At 72.4% G+C, this 17,112-nt stretch carries 17 protein-coding genes; 8 read left to right on the forward strand and 9 right to left on the reverse strand.

Features of this window, described 5'->3' with window-relative positions; all coding sequences use genetic code 11:
• The 4 genes from ACLJPY_RS33015 to ACLJPY_RS33030 form a co-directional block, all read right to left on the reverse strand.
• On the reverse strand, positions 1-1,125 hold the full coding sequence (locus tag ACLJPY_RS33015; RefSeq protein WP_410594513.1) for an NlpC/P60 family protein: 1,125 nt from the start codon (positions 1,123-1,125) through the stop codon (positions 1-3).
• The gene (locus ACLJPY_RS33020; protein WP_410594515.1) at positions 1,122-1,451 is read right to left on the reverse strand and encodes a hypothetical protein; all 330 of its coding nucleotides are present in this window, start codon (positions 1,449-1,451) and stop codon (positions 1,122-1,124) included. The genes ACLJPY_RS33015 and ACLJPY_RS33020 overlap by 4 nt, the downstream gene beginning before the upstream one ends.
• Before the next feature lie 108 nt (positions 1,452-1,559).
• Positions 1,560-2,300 carry a DsbA family protein gene (locus ACLJPY_RS33025; RefSeq protein ID WP_410594517.1) on the reverse strand — a complete coding sequence of 247 codons (741 nt, stop codon included), beginning with the start codon at positions 2,298-2,300 and terminating at the stop codon, positions 1,560-1,562.
• A 66-nt stretch (positions 2,301-2,366) separates the two neighbouring features.
• Positions 2,367-2,873 (reverse strand): MauE/DoxX family redox-associated membrane protein, encoded by a 507-nt coding sequence (locus ACLJPY_RS33030; protein ID WP_410594637.1) that lies wholly within the window; start codon positions 2,871-2,873, stop codon positions 2,367-2,369.
• A gap of 76 nt (positions 2,874-2,949) precedes the next feature.
• On the opposite strand from ACLJPY_RS33030, the gene ACLJPY_RS33035 reads away from it, so the two are divergent.
• The 4 genes from ACLJPY_RS33035 to ACLJPY_RS33050 all read left to right on the forward strand — a co-directional run bounded on the left by ACLJPY_RS33035 (position 2,950) and on the right by ACLJPY_RS33050 (position 8,306).
• Positions 2,950-3,780 (forward strand): glutamate ABC transporter substrate-binding protein, encoded by an 831-nt coding sequence (locus ACLJPY_RS33035; RefSeq protein WP_410594519.1) that lies wholly within the window; start codon positions 2,950-2,952, stop codon positions 3,778-3,780.
• Entirely contained in the window at positions 3,777-6,539 is a 2,763-nt protein-coding gene (locus ACLJPY_RS33040; RefSeq protein ID WP_410594521.1) for an ATP-dependent helicase C-terminal domain-containing protein, read from the forward strand. The genes ACLJPY_RS33035 and ACLJPY_RS33040 overlap by 4 nt, the downstream gene beginning before the upstream one ends.
• A gap of 70 nt (positions 6,540-6,609) precedes the next feature.
• Positions 6,610-7,524 (forward strand): ATP-binding cassette domain-containing protein, encoded by a 915-nt coding sequence (locus tag ACLJPY_RS33045; RefSeq protein ID WP_410594523.1) that lies wholly within the window; start codon positions 6,610-6,612, stop codon positions 7,522-7,524.
• Complete coding sequence (locus ACLJPY_RS33050) at positions 7,521-8,306, forward strand: ABC transporter permease (protein WP_410594525.1); 786 nt, start codon at positions 7,521-7,523, stop codon at positions 8,304-8,306. Before ACLJPY_RS33045 ends, ACLJPY_RS33050 begins: the two co-directional genes overlap by 4 nt.
• A gap of 136 nt (positions 8,307-8,442) precedes the next feature.
• Here the strand turns inward: ACLJPY_RS33050 and ACLJPY_RS33055 are convergent, their stop codons facing one another.
• Positions 8,443-8,991 carry a TetR/AcrR family transcriptional regulator gene (locus ACLJPY_RS33055; RefSeq protein WP_410594527.1) on the reverse strand — a complete coding sequence of 183 codons (549 nt, stop codon included), beginning with the start codon at positions 8,989-8,991 and terminating at the stop codon, positions 8,443-8,445.
• A 45-nt stretch (positions 8,992-9,036) separates the two neighbouring features.
• On the opposite strand from ACLJPY_RS33055, the gene ACLJPY_RS33060 reads away from it, so the two are divergent.
• A complete protein-coding gene (locus tag ACLJPY_RS33060) occupies positions 9,037-10,167 on the forward strand; it encodes an FAD-dependent monooxygenase (protein ID WP_410594529.1) in 1,131 nt (376 codons plus the stop codon).
• Here ACLJPY_RS33060 and ACLJPY_RS33065 read toward each other — a convergent pair.
• Both ACLJPY_RS33065 and ACLJPY_RS33070 read right to left on the reverse strand, forming a co-directional pair.
• Positions 10,112-10,786 (reverse strand): response regulator, encoded by a 675-nt coding sequence (locus tag ACLJPY_RS33065; RefSeq protein ID WP_410594531.1) that lies wholly within the window; start codon positions 10,784-10,786, stop codon positions 10,112-10,114. The genes ACLJPY_RS33060 and ACLJPY_RS33065 overlap by 56 nt on opposite strands.
• A complete protein-coding gene (locus ACLJPY_RS33070) occupies positions 10,783-12,342 on the reverse strand; it encodes a sensor histidine kinase (protein ID WP_410594533.1) in 1,560 nt (519 codons plus the stop codon). Before ACLJPY_RS33070 ends, ACLJPY_RS33065 begins: the two co-directional genes overlap by 4 nt.
• A 400-nt stretch (positions 12,343-12,742) precedes the next feature.
• Between ACLJPY_RS33070 and ACLJPY_RS33075 the strand changes: the two genes are divergently transcribed.
• Both ACLJPY_RS33075 and ACLJPY_RS33080 read left to right on the forward strand, forming a co-directional pair.
• Complete coding sequence (locus ACLJPY_RS33075; protein ID WP_410594535.1) at positions 12,743-12,952, forward strand: hypothetical protein; 210 nt, start codon at positions 12,743-12,745, stop codon at positions 12,950-12,952.
• On the forward strand, positions 12,949-13,692 hold the full coding sequence (locus ACLJPY_RS33080; protein WP_410594537.1) for a hypothetical protein: 744 nt from the start codon (positions 12,949-12,951) through the stop codon (positions 13,690-13,692). Before ACLJPY_RS33075 ends, ACLJPY_RS33080 begins: the two co-directional genes overlap by 4 nt.
• On the opposite strand, the gene ACLJPY_RS33085 is transcribed toward ACLJPY_RS33080, so the two are convergent.
• Both ACLJPY_RS33085 and ACLJPY_RS33090 read right to left on the reverse strand, forming a co-directional pair.
• The gene (locus ACLJPY_RS33085; protein WP_410594539.1) at positions 13,674-13,895 is read right to left on the reverse strand and encodes a hypothetical protein; all 222 of its coding nucleotides are present in this window, start codon (positions 13,893-13,895) and stop codon (positions 13,674-13,676) included. The two genes, ACLJPY_RS33080 and ACLJPY_RS33085, sit on opposite strands and share 19 nt — an antisense overlap.
• Positions 13,896-13,903: 8 nt before the next feature.
• Entirely contained in the window at positions 13,904-15,028 is a 1,125-nt protein-coding gene (locus tag ACLJPY_RS33090) for an anion permease (protein WP_410594541.1), read from the reverse strand.
• Positions 15,029-15,135: 107 nt separating this feature from the next.
• Between ACLJPY_RS33090 and ACLJPY_RS33095 the strand changes: the two genes are divergently transcribed.
• Positions 15,136-16,998 (forward strand): sialidase family protein, encoded by a 1,863-nt coding sequence (locus ACLJPY_RS33095; protein WP_410594543.1) that lies wholly within the window; start codon positions 15,136-15,138, stop codon positions 16,996-16,998.
• Positions 16,999-17,112: the final 114 nt, after the last annotated feature.

A 17,112-nucleotide genomic window follows, 5' to 3' on the forward strand; every position in this document is an offset into this window, starting at 1 on the left:
TCACCCCGTCGGCCGGTAGAAGCCGATGAACGACTGACCCGCGTTCGTGGTGCGGATGTTGCTGATGTGCACCGGATCGCCCGCCTCGACCATCTGGCCGTCGCCGATCACCATGGCCACGTGCCCGGACCAGACGACGAGGTCGCCGGGCAGCAGCTGGTCGATCGAGGGCACCTCGGCCCCGACCGTCTGCTGCGCCGCCGTCCGCGGCAGCTGCAGGCCCGCGTCCTGGTAGGACGTCATCGTCAGCCCGCTGCAGTCCAAGCCGACACCCCGCGCGGTGCCGCCCCAGACGTACGGCACGCCGAGCTGCGAAAGCGCCGCGCGCACGGCCTTGGCCGCGGTTTCGTTGGGCGCCATGACCTGCTTGCCGCCGGGCAGGTTGATCGCGACGCCGGTGCCGGGCTGCGGCGGGATCGCGACCGGCAGCCGCGGCTTGTGGGCGGCTCCGCCGCCACCACCGCCACCGCCCCCGCCACCAGCGCCGCCGCCGTCGGAACCGCCGGAATACCCGCTGTTGCTGTTGAACGACGACCCGACCTTGGTCGAGGCGGCCGACGAAGCCGACGTCGACTGCTCTTCCCCGCCGAGCCGGGTGCCGATCGCGGTCAGGTCGTTGATCGTCTGCTCGCTGAACGTCGCGGCCTGGCCGGTGAGCTGGCTGATCTTCGTCTGGAGCTTCATCAGGATGTCGCGCGAAGCGGCGCCGCGGCTTTCCGGCGGCTGGATCGTCTTCACCGCTTCCAGCGCCTTCATCGACGCCGAGATCTCCTTGATGATCTGGTCGCGGACCTGGTCGTTCTTGATCTCGCCGACGTGCAGCGTCTCGGCCGCGTCCGCGACGGCCCGCTCGATTTCCGCGCTTTCGTCGAGGAGGTCCTGGACCTCCTTCTCCAGGCTCTGCGACGTCGCCGTGGCGCGGTCGGTCGTCGCGCCGGAACTGGCGGACGCGAGGTTGACGCGCTGGTCCGACGCGACATCGCGAGTGCGGCCCACCGAAGTCTGCAGCGCCACGTGCGCGTCACGGGCGCCGCTGATGGCAGCCGGGTCGTGACGCAGCTTCTGCGCGAACTGGTTCGTCGTGTCCAGGCCGTGCCGGACGAGCTGGTCGGTGTGTACGGTCACCGGTCGCCACCGAGCCGCCGGATGACGTCGCCGTGTTCGCCTTCGACCGCGGTGTAGTTGCGATCGGTTTGCCGGGCGGCTTCGCCGACCTGCCGCCAGCCGCCGCCGACGCGGTGCAGCTTCTCCTGCAGCGCGCGCATCCGGCCGCTGTAGGCGCCGGAGAAGCCGGACTCGCCGCCCATCTCGGAGAAACCGTGGCCGGCGAGCGTCACGTGCGGGCCGACGTGCCGCTCGGCGGCTCCCTTGACGTCGTCCCCGAGCGGGTCGACTTCGCGCGCGTACCGCGTGTACGCGCCGTCATCGACGTGAAACCCCGAACCGTCCACTGGCCCTCCCTGTCACCGGAAGTGCGACGCGCGCGCCGCACCCCCGGTTCCCCCGGTGCGGAACCAGCCTAGTCGACGATCCCTACCCGGGTGGGCGAATTGCCGGAGTCAGCCGGTCAGCTTCTTGAGCCAGTCCGGGTCCTGCCAGGACACGATCGAGCCGTTCGCGGTGACCGTCGGCGTGCCGAACCCGCTTTGCCCGCCACCGAAGTCCTGCGCCAGCTTCGGGTCGTTCTCGATCTGCTGGAACGCCGCGGTGATCTGCTGGTCGTACGTGCCGGCGTTGACGGTCTGGGCGAACGCGGGATCGGTGATGCCGACGTTCTTGCCGAGCTCGATCAGCTGCGCCTTGTCGTACCCGCGCTTGCCTTCTTCGGGCTGGTCGGCGAACAGCGCGTCGTGGAACTGGACGAACTTGCCGGCGTCGGCCGCGGCGAGCGCCGCGTTCGCCGAGTCGAGCGAGTAGCCCGGCGGGCTGGACCGCGTGTTGAGCAGCGGCACCATGTGGTAGCGCACCTGCAGCTTGCCGTCGTTGACCGCCTGTTCGATCTGGCTCTTGTACTCCTTCTCGAACTGGCCGCAGATCGGGCAGAGGAAGTCGGCGTAGACGTCGATCGAGGTCTTGGCGCCGGGCTTGCCCACGGTGACGACCACGCCGTCGCGCTTCTGGCCGACGTCGGACACCAGCGAGGTCGTCCCACCGGGGTCGATGGTCTGGCCCTCGGTCTTGTTCCGGTCCGAGATCGTCCAGATCACGCCGCCGATCGCGAGCACGGCCACGACGGCCACCGCCACGATCCAGACCCACTTCCGCTGGTCGCCGGACGCTCCCCGGGCCTGCGCGACCACGTTCGGACCGGCCTGCGCCGCCTGGCGACGCTTCCGAGCGGTCCGCTCAGCTCCACCCACTGTGTATCAGTTCCCTTCCGCGATACCCGAGTAGTCGTGCCCGGGCTCGCCCGAGTTCCCGCGACCTCGCGCCAGCCAGCCGTCGAGCGACAGCCAGGTGCGCGGCCGCGCCAGCAGCCAGGCCGCGAGCAGCGCGAACCCCGTGTCGCGCAGGATCTCCTGCGGGTACTCGGTCTGCCCCGCCGCCACCTGCCCGCCGCCGCCGAAGCACCCGCAGTCGATGCTCAGCCCGCGGGCCCACGACTGGGCGATCCCCGCGACGAGCACCACGAGCAGCCCCAGCGCGGCCGCGGCGGCCCACCGGGTCGCCAGGCCGGCGAGCAGCAGCAGTCCGAGCACGAGTTCCACGAGCGGCAGCGCGACGGCCACCACGTTCGCGAGCGCGGCCGGCAGCACCTGGTACGCCTGCACGGCGATCAGCGTCTGGCCGGGATCCGCCAGCTTCAGCGCGCCGGAAACGAGCCAGACGGCTGCCAGCCCGAGCCGGGCGAGCGTGCCGACGGTGTTCAGCACGGGTTGGGACGGTCGCACCACGCACTTAGGCTAACGGGGGGACCTGAGAACCACGTGAGGCGGAGGGAGCGGCCGGATGCGGTGGCGCACGCTCCTCGGCTCGGCGTTGCTCCTGGTCACGGTCTCGGCGTGCGGTCCGGCGAAGGTGTCGCCGTCGGACTCGCTCGTCACCCGGGCGAGTGCCGCGGATCACCTGACGATCGGCATCCGGTTCGACGCGCCGGGTCTTTCGGAGCACACCGTCGACGGCCGGTTCGTCGGGTTCGACGTCGATGTCGCGACTTTCGTCGCCGCGGAGCTGGGTGTCGCGGCGAAGGACATCACCTGGCGCGAGACGACGTCGGCGACACGCGAGACGGACCTCACCTCCGGCGCGGTCGACCTGGTCGTGGCGAGCTACTCGATCACCGACAAGCGCAAGCAGGTGGTGTCGTTCGCCGGCCCGTACTTCACCACCGGCCAGGACCTGCTGGTGCGGCGGACGTCGGCCGACATCGCCGGGCCGGAGGCGCTCAACGGGCGGCGGCTGTGCTCGGTCGCCGGGTCGACGCCGGCCCAGCAGGTGAAGGACAAGTACGCCCAGGCCGTCCAGCTCGTCGAGTACCCGCGCTACTCCGACTGCGTGACGGCGCTGCTCGCCGGCCAGATCGACGCGGTCACCACGGACGCGGTGATCCTGGCCGGCTACGTGGCGCGCGACCCGGAACTGCTGAAGATCGTCGGGAAGCCGTTCTCGAAGGAGAACTACGGCATCGGCCTGCGCAAGGGCGACACCCAGGGCGTGGCCGCGGTCGACGACGCGATCCGGAAGATGATCTCCTCCGGCGAATGGCTGCGCTCGCTCAACGCGAACATCGGCCCGTCCGGCTACCCGCTGCCCCCGCCCCCCGAGGTCACGTCGAAGTGAAGTTCCCCGATCTGCCGGTCCGGTCCGTGCTGCCCGACGTCCTGGCCGCGCTCGAGCACCGTGGCGCCGCGGTGCTCGTCGCCCCGCCCGGCACGGGCAAGACGACGCTGGTGCCGCTCGCGCTGGCGTCGGCGGGCGAGGGCCGGGTCGTGGTCGCCGAGCCGCGGCGGCTGGCGGCGCGCGCCGCGGCGGCCCGGATGGCGGCGCTGCTGGGCGAGCCGGTGGGCGAGACCGTCGGGTACGCCGTGCGCGGCGACCGGAAGGTGTCCGCGCGGACCCGGATCGAGGTCGTGACGTCCGGGCTCCTGGTGCGGCGCGTGCAGGCCGACCCGGAACTGCCCGGCGTCTCGACGGTGCTGCTCGACGAGTGCCACGAACGGCACCTGGACGCGGACCTGCTGCTGGCGCTGCTCCTGGACGTCCGCGCCGGTCTGCGCGAGGACCTGCGCCTGCTGGCGACGTCGGCGACGGTCGCTTCCGGGCGGCTGGCCGCCCTGCTCGGCGACGCCCCGGTGGTGACGGCCACCGCGCGGACCTACCCGGTGACGTTCTCGTACGTCCCGCCGGCGCGCGGCGAGCGCGTCGAGGCGTGCGTCGCGCGGGCGGTGCGCACGGCGTTGGCCGACGGCGACGGCGACGGCGACGTGCTGGCTTTCCTGCCGGGCGCCGGGGAGATCGCCCGCACGACGAGCTTGCTGCGTCTGTCCGAATTGGACACCGTGGACGTGTTCCCGCTGCACGGCAGGCTGTCGGCGGCGCACCAGGACGAGGCGTTGCGGCCGCGCGACCGGCGGCGGGTGGTGCTGGCGACGGCGGTGGCGGAGTCGAGCTTGACGGTGCCGGGCGTGCGCGCGGTGGTGGACTCGGGACTGGCGCGCGTACCACGGGTCGACCACCGGCGCGGCCTCCCGGGGCTGGCGACGGTCCGGGTCTCGGCGGCGGTGGCGGCGCAGCGGTCCGGCCGCGCGGGCCGTGAGGCGCCGGGCCGGGCGTACCGCTGCTGGGCGGAGCACGAGCAGGCGACGCTGCCGGCGTACCCGGAGCCGGAGATCCGCACCGCCGAACTGGGCCGGTTCGCGTTGGAGCTGGCGTGCTGGTCGACCCCGGACGGCAGTGGATTGGCTTGGTGGGACTCGCCGGGCGAGGGTGCGTTGGCGGCGGGACGGGCCCTGCTGGTGACGCTGGGCGCGACGGCACCGGACGGAACGGTGACCCCACGCGGGCGGCGGATGGCCGAGCTGGGGCTGCACCCGCGTCTGGCGCGCGCACTGCTGGACGCGGCTTCGGAGGTGGGCCCCCGCAATGCGGCGGAGGTCGTGGCGCTGCTGGACGCGGGCGCGACGCTGACGGACGTGGCCGCGGAGCTACGCCGCCTCCGCTCGGCAGGCGACGAGACGTCACGACGCTGGAAGCGCGAGGTCCACCGGCTGGAGGGGCTGGTGTCGGAGAAGCGGCTCGATCGCAGAAGGACCGATCGTTCTTTCTCTCCGCCGACCGGATCCGCGCCAACCGGTGGCAAAACGACCGATCGTTCTCCCCGCCCAGCCGCCGCTCCCGCCCAAGCTGGCCACCCACCGACCAATCGTTCCCCCTCGCAGCCGCCCGGTCCCACGCCCGCCGGACCCCAAATGACCGATCGTTCTCCCCACCCGGTTGCCGATTCCGGGCAAGCCGGGCACCCACCGACCGATCGTTCCCTCTCGCGGCCAACCGACCCCGCACCCGCCGGATTGGAACCGACCGATCGTTCTCCCTCCCCCACATCCCATCCGGGCCGAACCCAGCGCGAAACGACCGATCGTTCTCCCACCCCGGCCGCCCACCGCGCCGACCCCGCCCTGGTCGTGGCCTTAGCCCACCCGGAGCGGCTCGCCAAACGGCGTCCCGGCGGCGCCCCCGTCTACCTCATGGCCGGCGGCACCGCCGCCGAACTCCCACCCGGCAGCGGCCTCGACGCCGAGTGGCTGGCGATCGCCGAAGCCACCCGCGACCCGGGCCGCGTCCACGGCACCATCCGCCTCGCCGCGGCCGCCGACGAAACCCTCGCCGTCCGCACCGGCACCGTGTCCGAAGTGGACGAAGTCACCTGGGACGGCGACGTCGTCGCCCGGCGCGTCCGCAAGCTCGGCGCGATCGTCCTGTCCGAGAAGCCCCTCAAGAACGCCAACGTCCACGACGCCCTCGTCGCCGGCCTGAAAGCCGAAGGACTCGGCCTCCTCAAGTGGACCCAGGACGCGACCCGCCTGCGCGAACGGATGGCGTTCCTGCACCGCGTCCTCGGCCCGCCGTGGCCCGCGGTCGACGACACCGCTCTCCTGTCCGATGTGGACAGCTGGCTGGACCTCGGCACCGCCCGCCGGAAGGCCGATCTGGCCGCCATCAACGCGGGCACCGCCCTGAAGGCCCTCCTCCCCTGGCCGGAAGCGGCGAAACTCGACGACCTCGCCCCGGACCGCCTCGAAGTTCCGTCGGGGTCGCACATCCGCGTCGACTACCGCGGTGACCAGCCGGTCCTGGCCGTCAAGCTCCAGGAAACCTTCGGCTGGACCGAAACCCCCGTGATCGCCGGCGTCCCGGTCGTGCTGCACCTGCTCTCCCCCGCCGGCCGCCCCGCGGCGATCACCGCCGACCTCGCGTCCTTCTGGACGTCCGGCTACCCGGCCGTGCGCGCCGACCTGCGCGGCCGCTACCCGAAGCACCCGTGGCCGGAGGACCCGGCCGGTGCGGTCCCGACCCGGCACACCCGCCGCCGCACCTGACGAAAGTCGGGGGCCGCCCGCGACCGTCGTCCGATGCCCGTGCACCCCCGCGGCCCGCAGACTTCGACGCATGATCACCCTCAGAGGACTCACCAAACGCTACGGGGAGAAGACCGTCGTCGACGCGCTCACGTGCGACGTCGCACCGGGCCGGGTGACCGGGTTCCTCGGCCCGAACGGCGCCGGGAAGTCGACGACCATGCGGATGACCGTCGGGCTCGACCACCCGCAGGCGGGCGAAGCCCTGGTCGGCGGACGGCGTTACGGCGAGCTGCGGCACCCGCTGCGCGAGGTCGGCGCGCTGCTCGACGCCAAGGCGCTGCACCCGGGCCGCAGCGCGGGGAAGCACCTGCTGGCCATGGCGCGCAGCAACGGCATCGCGGCGAGCCGCGTCGAGGAGGTCCTGGCGACCGTCGGGCTTTCCGACGTCGCCGGCAAGCGGGCGGGCCAGTTTTCGCTCGGCATGGGCCAGCGGCTGGGCATCGCGGGCGCGCTGCTCGGCGACCCGGGCGTGCTGCTGTTCGACGAGCCGGTCAACGGCCTCGACCCGGACGGCGTCCGCTGGGTCCGGCAGCTGATGCGTTCGCTGGCGGCCGAGGGGCGGACGGTGTTCGTCTCGAGCCACCTGATGAGCGAAATGCAGCTGACGGCCGACCACCTGGTGGTGATCGGCCGCGGCAAGCTGCTGGCGGACGCCCCGGTGCCGGAGTTCATCGCGCGCAATTCCCGCACGACGGTCGTGGTCCGCATCCCGGCCGAGGAAGACCGTTCGGCACTGGCCACGCGCCTGCGAGCCGAGGGCGCACGGACGCACCCGGGCGAGCCGACAGAGCTGGTGGCGGACGGCATCGACGTAACCCGCGTCGGCGACCTCGTGCACGAGCTGGGAATCCGCGTCCACGGACTGGCGGAGCAGAAAGCCTCGCTCGAGCAGGCGTACATGGAGTTGACGGCTTCTTCGGTGGAATACGGAGTATCGGCATGACGGCGCGGGTCGAGGCGAGCGGCGGCGGCCTCCCGGGCGCGGTGGCCGCGGAGTGGACGAAGTTCTGGTCGGTCCGGGCAACCTGGTGGTGCCTGGCGGCAGGCACGGCGCTGATGCTGGGCTACGGCACGCTGTCGGCGATCGCCCAGCGCATCGGCGACCAGCCCCAGTCAGCCCACACGATCGCGCTGGGCGGCGGATTCTATTTGACGCAGTTCGCGGTGATCGCGTTGGCAACGCTGTTCGTGACGAGCGAGTACGCAGCTGGCGGCATCCGCTCGACACTGCTGTGGACCCCGATCCGGTCCCGCGTGGTCCTGGCGAAGGCGGCGGTGCTGGTACCGGCGCTGTTCGCATACGGAGTGTTGCTGTCGTGCGTGGGAATGGCATTGGCAAGCGCGGTGATGAACGGCCACGGCCGGCCGACATCGTTCGAAGCCGGCTTCACAACAGCATCAGGCATGGGCGGCTATTTCGCGTTGCTGGGCCTGCTGTGCACGGGAATCGGCTGGGCATTGCGCAGCGCGGCGGGGACGGTGGTGTCGGTTTTCGTGCTGCTGGTTCCGGTACCGCTGATCGTGGCCTCGGTGGGCGCACCGGAGGCGGTGCCGTACTTCCCGGGCATGGCCGGGGTGAACGCGATGGTGCAGGCGGGAAAGCCAAACCCGATCACGATGACGGCGGCCCCGTACGCGCCTTGGATCGGGCTGCTTATCTGCGCGGCTTGGGCGGCGACGGCACTGGTAGCCGGCGGGGCAGTGTTGCGACGCCGGGACGCCTGACACCAAACGCCCCCACCCTCTCCGGGGGGCGTCCCCAGGTCCAGTCTACCGGCGCGGCCCGACAAAGCCCCGAAAATGCCGCCACCTCAGCCCGGTTCTCCACATCACGGCGGGGATGTGGAGAACCGGGCCACCTTCACCCCAATCCCATACCCGCCAACACTTCCCGGGCACTCTCCACCAGTTCCGCCAACCCAGGCGGCGCCAGCGACCCCGTCCCCGCCAAAGCCCCGAAGATCGTCCCCTCCATCCAGTCCACCACGGTCCGAGCGTGCCGCACCGGGTCCGTCGAGCCGGCCGCCTCCAAGACCGCGGCCGCGTGGTGGCGGATCGACAAGCCGCCCTCGTCGTACGCCGCGCGCAACTCCGGGCGGCGGGTGGCCTCCAACGCGAACTCGTACCGCGCCAACATCCGCGTCCGGCCGGATGTGATCGCTTCGAACGCATACCCCGCGACGAACTCCGCCAACGTCGCGGACGGCCGCGGTGAGGGCTGGTCCAACGCCACGATCCGGGCGATCGTCAGCTCCAGCAGCGCCGCCCGCGTGCGCGCGTAGTACGACGTCGAGCCCACCGGCAAGCCCGCGGCGCGGTCCACCGCGCGGTGGGTCAAGCCGCGCATTCCCTCCGCCGCGATCACCTCGATCGCTGCGTCCGCGATCACGTCGATGCGTTCCACGACCATCGACTCTACAGGTGTAGAGTCCTCTACAGATGTAGAGGAGGCGTCATGCACGCGATCGTGGTCGGCGGAGGCATCGGCGGGCTGGCGGCGGCCGTGGGGCTGCACCGGGTCGGCTGGACGGTCACCGTCCTCGAGAAAGCGCCCGAGTTCGGCGACGTCGGCGCGGGCATCTCCCTCTGGCCGAACGCCCAGCGGTGCCTCGACGAGCTCGGCGTGGACCTCGGCGAACACCTGGCCCCGCAGCACGACGGCGGCATCCGCGACCGGCGCGGCCGCCGGATCGCCCGCTTCGACAGCGCCGCGTTCAGCCGGCGGCACGGGCGGCCGCTCGGCGCGATCCACCGGCGCGACCTCATCGCCGCCCTTCGGGCCGCCGTTCCGGCCGGAAGCCTCGAGACCGGCGCCGAAGTCACCGAAGTCCGCGAAGACGGCCTGGTTCGCTACGGCGACACCGAACTGCGGGCCGACCTCGTCGTCGCGGCCGACGGCATCCACAGCCGGGTCCGCCACGCGCTCTTTCCGCGCCACCCGGAACCGGTGTACTCCGGCAGCACGGCGTATCGCGGCGTCGCGCACCTCCCCGGAACCCGGCTGAGCACGAGTTTCGACCGCGGCACCGAGGTCGGCGTCCTCCCGCTGACCGGCGGTGACGTCTACTGGTGGATCTGTTCCGTCAGCGAACCCGGCCGGAGCCCGGAGAAACCCGAAGCGGACGGCTGGCACGACCCGATCCCCGCGCTCCTGGCCGCGACCCCGCCGGAGGCCGTGCTGCACCACGACCTCTACCACCTCGGCACCCCGCTCCCCGCCTACACCCGCGGCCGGATCGCGCTGCTCGGCGACGCCGCCCACGCCATGCCGCCGTTCCTCGGGCAGGGCGGCTGCCAGGCCCTCGAGGACGCCGTCGTGCTTGCCCACGCGGTGTCCACACAGGACAACGTCAACGTCGCATTGGCGATCTACGACCGGATTCGGCGGCCGCGCAGCCAAAAGGTCGTCCGGGAGTCGGTCCGGATGGGCAGGCTGGGCCCGCAGCTGACCAACCCGATCGCGGCCGGACTGCGCACGGCCGTGCTGAAGTGCCTCCCGGCCACGGCGAGCGCCCGCGTCGGCGCGGGGATCACGGGGTGGGTGCCGCCGCGTCTCCCCCGACCAGCCCGGCCTCGTACGCCGTGATCGCCGCCTGCACCCGGTTCTTCGCGCCGAGACGGGTCAGGATCGTGCTCACGTGCGCCTTCACCGTGCCCTCGACGACGAACATCTTCGCCGCTATGTCTGCATTGGACAGTCCGGAACCCAGCAGAGTCAGCACTTCCCGCTCTCGCGGGGTCAGGACGGCGATCCGCTCACGGGCCGCGGCGGCGCGGGTCAGCTGCCCGCCGGACAGCCGGGCGATCACCCGCTGGGCCACCTTCGGCGAAAGGAACGCGGCCCCGCCGGCGACGGCGTGGATCCCGGACAGCAGCTCACGCGGGTCGCCCGACTTCAGCAGGAACCCGCCCGCGCCGAGCCCGAGCGCGCGTTCGATGTAGTCGTCCTCGCCGAACGTCGTCAGCATGATCACGCCGGTGGCGGGCCGCAGCCGCCGGATCTCCGCCGCCGCGCCGAGGCCGTCCAGCCCGGGCATGCGGATGTCCAGCAGCACGACGTCGGGGTGGGTGGCGAGGACCTGCGAGACGGCGGCCCGGCCGTCGGCGGCTTCGGCGACGACCTCGATCTCCGCGTCGGCGGCGAGGATGGCGGCCACCCCCGCCCGCATCATCGCCTCGTCGTCGGCCAGCACGACCCTGATCACGGTGCCCCCTCGGTGAACCAGTCCTTGGCGACCAGCTTCCCACCGGCGAAACACAGCCGGTAGGCGGCGTAGTCGTTTTCCAGCCACGACCGCCCGCTGCCGTAGTACTCGCACACCACGCCGGACCCCGGCAGCAGCGGCGGCTCGTTCCGCACCGGCCGGGCCGCACGCTGGTTCCCGGGCAGCTGCGGCGCCACCTCGGTGCGCGGCTGCCCGACCCGCAGCCGTTCGTAGACATCGGCGGGCAGTTCGGAGGAGTTCCACTGGTACAGGAACGCGATCCCGGCGATCGCGAGAACCGCCGCGAAGAGACCCAGCGGGACGGCGACGGCCTGGACCAGACTGCGCCGCACGTCGCGCCGAGCCAGTTCCAGGGCACGGGCCGACGTCGACGGCTCGACGTCGTCGTCGGCGAGGGCGGCCGGCGCGGCGCCGTGCGGCAGCGTCGCGGTGACGGCGAACCCGCCCGCTTCGGGGCCGGCCCGCAGCGTGCCGCCGACGAGCCGGACGCGCTCGCGCAGGCCGATCAGCCCGACCTGCCCGGACGCCGCACCCGGCAGCGGCCCGGCGGGCGGCGGCGCGTTGACGACGCTGACGTCGGTCCGCGCGCCGGTGCTGCACACCCGGACCGTCACGGCGACGCCCGGCGCGTGCTTCGCCACGTTCGTGAGAGCCTCCTGGACCACGCGGTACGCCGCACGGGCGACCATCGGGGGCGTATCCGCAACGTCCACTGTGGACTCGATGTGCAGGCCGGAGGCCCGCGCCCGCGAGATCAGCTCGCTGAGGTCGCCCTGCACCGGCTCGACCGGCGCGGCGTCCTCGCGCAGCACGCCGATGATTTCGCGCAGCCGCTCGGTCGCCGTCGCGGCACTGGTCCGCAGCTGTGCGGCCGCGTCGCGCTGGGCGTCGTCGAGGCCGCCCGCGACCTCCAGTGCGGCGGCGCGGACGGCGATCAGGCTCAGCTCGTGCCCCAGCGAATCGTGCATGTCGCTGGCGATCCGCGCGCGCTCGCGCAGCCGCGCCTGCGCGGCGACCAGCTGTTGCCTGCTCTCCATTTCTTCGGCCCGGCGCCAGCCGGTGCGGGCGAGTTCGCCGCGGACCCGGACGTACCGGCCGAGCAGCCACGGCGACAATCCGGCGAAGACCAGGATCGCGACCATCGCCGCCCAGTCGCCCAGCCCGTCCGGCCCGAAGACGAGCGCGAGCGGCAGCCCGAGCGCCGCGACGGCCGTTCCGGTCAGGATCCCGGGCCGGGCGCGCGGCATCCGCAGCCCGGCCTGGTAGCTCATCGCGACCAGCACGAAGATGACCCAGACCGGCACGCGGTCGCGGTAGGGGAACGGCACGGCCAGCGCCCCGGCCAGCGCGATCCCGAGCGAGACGGCCGGGTACCGCCGGGCGGTGGCGACTGAGCCCGCCACGACCACGAGACCGCCGGCGAGTTCCCCGTACGACCGGGTGCCCAGCGCGCCCACGACGACGGTGAACGCGAGGAACAGCCCGACGACGACGTCGAGCACCACGTGCCACCTGCGTTTCGTCACCGTCCGCACGAAACCGAAGCTACAAGCCGTGACGGCCGGGCGACCACTGCCGAAAGTCAACCCTTCGCTGCCGCCGGTCGCCAGACTTCCGTGAGCACTGCTCTCCAAACCGAGCAGCGCTCACGGCAACATGAGAGCACTGCTCTCGAAACCGAACAGCGCTCACGGCGGCAAGTGAGCACCGCTCTCGAAACCGAAAGGCGTTCACGGCGGTACGTGAGCACTGCTCTCGCTTCGGAGTGTCGCGCCGGGAGGCTTGTGAGCACCGCTCTCCGAACCGAACGGCGCTCTCCGCGGCAAGTGAGCACTGCTCTCGCTCCGGAGCGCCGCGCCGGAACACTCGCGAGCACTGCTCTCCAATGTGAACGCCGCTCGCGGTAGCGCTCGCGGTGTTGCATGATGATCCACCATGGCCGAGCGCACACTCGCCGACCAGTTGGGCGGCTACCTCCCCGAAGGCATCGATGCCCTCGAAGAGCACGAGCAGCAGGATCTCGCCGACGCGCTCCGCGACGCGCGCAGGCGGCAGGCGAAAGCGCTCGCCGAGGCGGGCGAAGAAGGCCTCCGGTACGTTCCCGCGCTGCTGCGCGGCGCCGTCCGGAAGGCGGTCGGCCTGTGACGGACTACGCAGCCGAAGCCGAGATCCTCAAGCTGGCCCGCGTCCTCGGCGTCGAGCCCGCGCGCCTGGCCTACCTCGGCCGCGTCGACGCCGACGACCTTCAAGCGTTCCGCGAGCAGGTCACCGACACGCTGTTCGACGCCAACGCCGCCGCGCTGCAGCGGATGGCGCTGGCCGCGCGGGTCGTGCCCGTGGGGGTGCTGGCCAAGATCGCCGAGAAGGTGTTCGGCCCGCTGCTCTGCGCCCGGATCGCCGGGCTGGTCGACGTCTCGCGCGGCGTCGACGTCGCCAAGCGGCTCAGCCCCCGGTTCCTCGCCGAGGTGGCCGCGGAACTCGACCCGCGGCACGCGAGCGCGATCATCAGCCGGATCCCGCTGGATACCGTCCTCGCCGTCGCCGCCGAACTGGCGCGCAAGGAGGACTGGATCACCCTGGGCCGGTTCGTCGGGCACCTGCCCGACCCGACGGTCCGGCGCGCCCTGGAGCGGATCGACGACCCGTCGCTGCTGCGGATCGCCTTCGTGCTCGACGACAAGCGCCGCATCGACCACGTCGTCGGCCTGCTCCCGGCGCACCGGCTCGGCGAGCTGGTCACCGCGGCGAGCGCCGACGAGGACCTCTGGACGCCGGCGCTCGACCTGCTGACCCACCTGGGCGAGGCGCGCCGCGCCACGCTGAAGCCGATGCTCGCCGGGCTGCCCGGCGAGTTCCGGGACCGCGTTCAGGCGACGATCAAGTAGATCCCGTAGCCGACGATCGCCGCGCAGAGCGCGAAGCAGATGACCGCGCCGGCCAGCGGGCCGGAGCCCGACCCGCCCGCCTCGCGGGCCGAGTCGCGCTGCGAAAGCCCGACCACCCCGAACGAGAAGAGGCTGGTCAGCACGACGACCGCGGCCAGCGCGACGACGAAGACGAGACCGAGGGAACCCCAATCGATGTGCACGGCGCTCCTCAGGCGTTGGCCGGCTGGACGGCCGGCTCGGGCTCGGTGACGGAGTGGGCGCCGACGGGGTTCCGCTTCGACGCGAGGTAGATGCCCAGCGCGACGACGGCCCCGGCCAGGCCGACCAGCACGGTGCCCCAGGTCCCGAGCGTGGAGACCTCGGCGGCGAGGGCGCCGACGATCGCCGCGGCGGGCAGCGTGAGCGCCCAGGCGAGGACCATCCGGCCGGCGACGCCCCAGCGGACTTCGGCGAGCTTGCGGCCGAGCCCGGAGCCGATGATGCCGCCCGAGCAGACGTGCGTGGTGGACAGCGCGAACCCGAGGTGCGCCGAGGTGAGGATGACGGCCGCGGCGCTCGTCTCGGCCGCGAACCCCTGCGGCGTCTGGATTTCGGTGAGCTTCTTGCCCATCGTCTGGATGATCCGCCAGCCGCCGAGGTAGGTGCCGAGCGCGATCGCGGTGCCGGCGGTCAGGATCACCCAGATCGGCGGCCCCGAGTTCGGCGCGAGCGAGCCGGACGCGATCAGCGTCAGCGTGATGACGCCCATGGTCTTCTGCGCGTCGTTGGTGCCGTGCGCGAGCGAAACCAGCGAGGCGGAGGCGATCTGGCCGGCCTTGAAGGTGCGGCCGACGGTGTCCCGCTTCGCCCGGGCGGTGATCCGGTAGACGAGGAAGGTGCCCAGCGTCGCGACGACCCCGGCGACGATCGGCGAAGCGAGCGCCGGGATCAGCACCTTCTCGACGACCTTCCCGAAGTGCACGGCGTCGGAGCCGGAGGCGATCCAGGTCGCGCCGATCAGCCCGCCGAAGAGCGCGTGCGAGGAACTCGACGGCAGTCCGATCAGCCAGGTGACCAGGTTCCAGACGATCGCGCCGACGAGCCCGGCGAAGATGATCACCGGGGTCACCTTCGTGTCGTCGACGATCCCGCCGGAGATCGTCTTCGCGACCTCGACGGAGAGAAAAGCGCCAACGAGGTTCAGCACGGCCGAAACGGCGACGGCGACCTTCGGTTTGAGCGCCCCGGTGGCGATGGAGGTGGCCATCGCGTTGGCGGTGTCGTGGAAGCCGTTGGTGAAGTCGAAGGCCAGCGCGGCGACGATCACCACCAGCACGATCAGCGAGAAGTCCATGGGCGGCCCACTTTCGTTGCTGTTCGTTAGCAACGCTACTGATCGACTCGGACGGCTCCGATGCCTGTGACGTGACGGCTTACTGAACTCTGCATGAACCCGGGTGGGTGACGCCACTGGGCACCGTCACCGTGGCCGCCGCAGTGGGCGGGCTCCTCCTGTGGACCACGCCGCCGCCGAGCGAGCCGTCGGCCCGGATCGCGCTGCTCGCCCCGGGCCGGAACCACTGGGCGCCCGACGTCGCCACGCCGGACGGCCAGGCCGTCCTCCGGTCCTCTGTGGACCGGGGCCGCCGTGACGCTGTTCGGGCGAAACAAGCGGAAGGCGCCCACGCCGGTGGGTCCCGCCGCTACGGTCGGGGCATGACCTTGCGGCAACCCGACAGCCCCGGCGGCAGCGCGCGGACCATCCGGGCGACCAAGCCCACCACCGCGTACGGACAGGACACCCAGCACTCGGCGTTCCCGAGCGTGACCCGGCTGCCCGACGGCACGCTGTACGTCGTCTACCGCCAGGGCAGCAACCACTACACCAACCGCGACGGCTTCCTGCGCAGCACGGCGAGCACCGACAACGGCCGGACGTGGTCGGCGCCGGCCACCGTCGTCACCGCGGCCGCCGGCACCGACTACCGCGACCCGTCGGTGTCCCTCAGCCGCGCCGGCACCACCCTCTACCTCACCTACTTCAAGGGCACCACCTCGGTGGCCGCCGCGGGTTCCTTCTTCCGCTCCTCGGCCGACAACGGCGTGACGTGGAGCGCCGAGACGCGGATCGACGCGAGCCTGCCCTCGTCGGCGATCACCGCGCCCGTCGTGCAGCTGCCCGACAGCACCCTGCTGGCCGCGCACTACTCGAAGAGCTCCGGCGACACCTTCGACTCCGTCTGGCTCGCCCGCTCGAGCGACGGCGGCGCCACCTGGACGTCGAGCAAGCTCGTCAACGGCCAGTCCGCCGGGCGCGACTACCAGGAGCCCTACCTCGTGCAGCGCGGCAACGCGCTGTTCCTGACCTTCCGCTGGGGCAACAACGCCTCGATCGGCGCGGCCCTCTCGACCGACAACGGCACCACGTGGTCCACGCCCGCCGCCGCGTTCACCGGCAGCGGGCGGCCGTCGTCGGTCTGGCAGGCCGACGACACGGTCGTCGTCGCCTTCCGGGACGGCTCGGGCCGGTTCGCCGTGCGGTCCACCCGCGACCGCGGGACGAGCTGGCTGCCGCCGTCCGTGGTCCAGGTACCGCCGAAGGGCGGCCAGTCGACGTACGCGTCGCTGCTGGAAACCACATCGGGGCAGGTGTTCACCGTGCTGGCCGCCGAGGAGCCGGCGAGCACGGAGTCGCGGCTGGCCTTCGCCTACCTCGGCAGCGGCGCCCAGGTGACGCCGCTGGGGTTCGTCCCCGGCGACCAGGACGCCGCGCGGTCGGGCTACGACCAGCTCGTGCTGGGCACGACGTTCCAGCAGCCGAACGGTGCCCTGCCCATCCCGTGGTGGACCGGCAACGGCGCGGTCACCGTGGTCGACGGCGTCCTGCGCTCGGCCAGCGCCGACAACGTCGCCGACCACGCGGTGCTCGAAACCTCGAGCCCCGACCACCGCGTCGAGGCCGACTTCGCGTGGTCCGGCCAGGCCGGGTTCGGCCTCTTCCTCCGCTACACCGACGCCGGCAACTACCTGCTGTTCACGGCCGAGACCGGCGGGGTGAACCTCCGGCTGTACAAGGCCATCGGCGGCACGCTGACGCAGCTGGTGCTCGCGACCGGCAAGCCGGTCAACGCCGGCGGGTTCCACACGCTCGCCGCGGCGGTCCGGTCGGGCACGGTGACCGCCTCGGTCAACGACGAGACGATCATCCACTTCGACCTGGCGTCCGGCGACAACTCCGCGCTCACCGGCACCGCCGCCGGCGTGAAGGTCAACGAGCAGGCCGGCGGCACGAACCAGTGCCGCCGGGTGGTCGTCAGCACGTGAGCCCTCCGGCGCCGGTTGTGACCCGCCACAACCGGCGCCGGCCATCTCTGAGCGTTCTCCCAGGTCGTCTCCGGTGGTCTGTGACCGATCATGAGCTGCGTCACGTACTCACGG

Origin of the sequence: Amycolatopsis sp. lyj-23 (genome assembly GCF_046549135.1) — a bacterium.
GTDB lineage: Bacteria > Actinomycetota > Actinomycetes > Mycobacteriales > Pseudonocardiaceae > Amycolatopsis.

Bases quoted from the DNA above. Each gene is read 5' to 3' on its own strand.
- ACLJPY_RS33035 (WP_410594519.1), top strand. From the start codon at position 2,950: ATGCGGTGGCGCACGCTCCTCGGCTCGGCGTTGCTCCTGGTCACGGTC.
- ACLJPY_RS33045 (WP_410594523.1), top strand. From the start codon at position 6,610: ATGATCACCCTCAGAGGACTCACCAAACGCTACGGGGAGAAGACCGTC.
- ACLJPY_RS33050 (WP_410594525.1), top strand. From the start codon at position 7,521: ATGACGGCGCGGGTCGAGGCGAGCGGCGGCGGCCTCCCGGGCGCGGTG.
- ACLJPY_RS33055 (WP_410594527.1), bottom strand. From the start codon at position 8,991: ATGGTCGTGGAACGCATCGACGTGATCGCGGACGCAGCGATCGAGGTG.
- ACLJPY_RS33060 (WP_410594529.1), top strand. From the start codon at position 9,037: ATGCACGCGATCGTGGTCGGCGGAGGCATCGGCGGGCTGGCGGCGGCC.
- ACLJPY_RS33075 (WP_410594535.1), top strand. From the start codon at position 12,743: ATGGCCGAGCGCACACTCGCCGACCAGTTGGGCGGCTACCTCCCCGAA.
- ACLJPY_RS33090 (WP_410594541.1), bottom strand. From the start codon at position 15,028: ATGGACTTCTCGCTGATCGTGCTGGTGGTGATCGTCGCCGCGCTGGCC.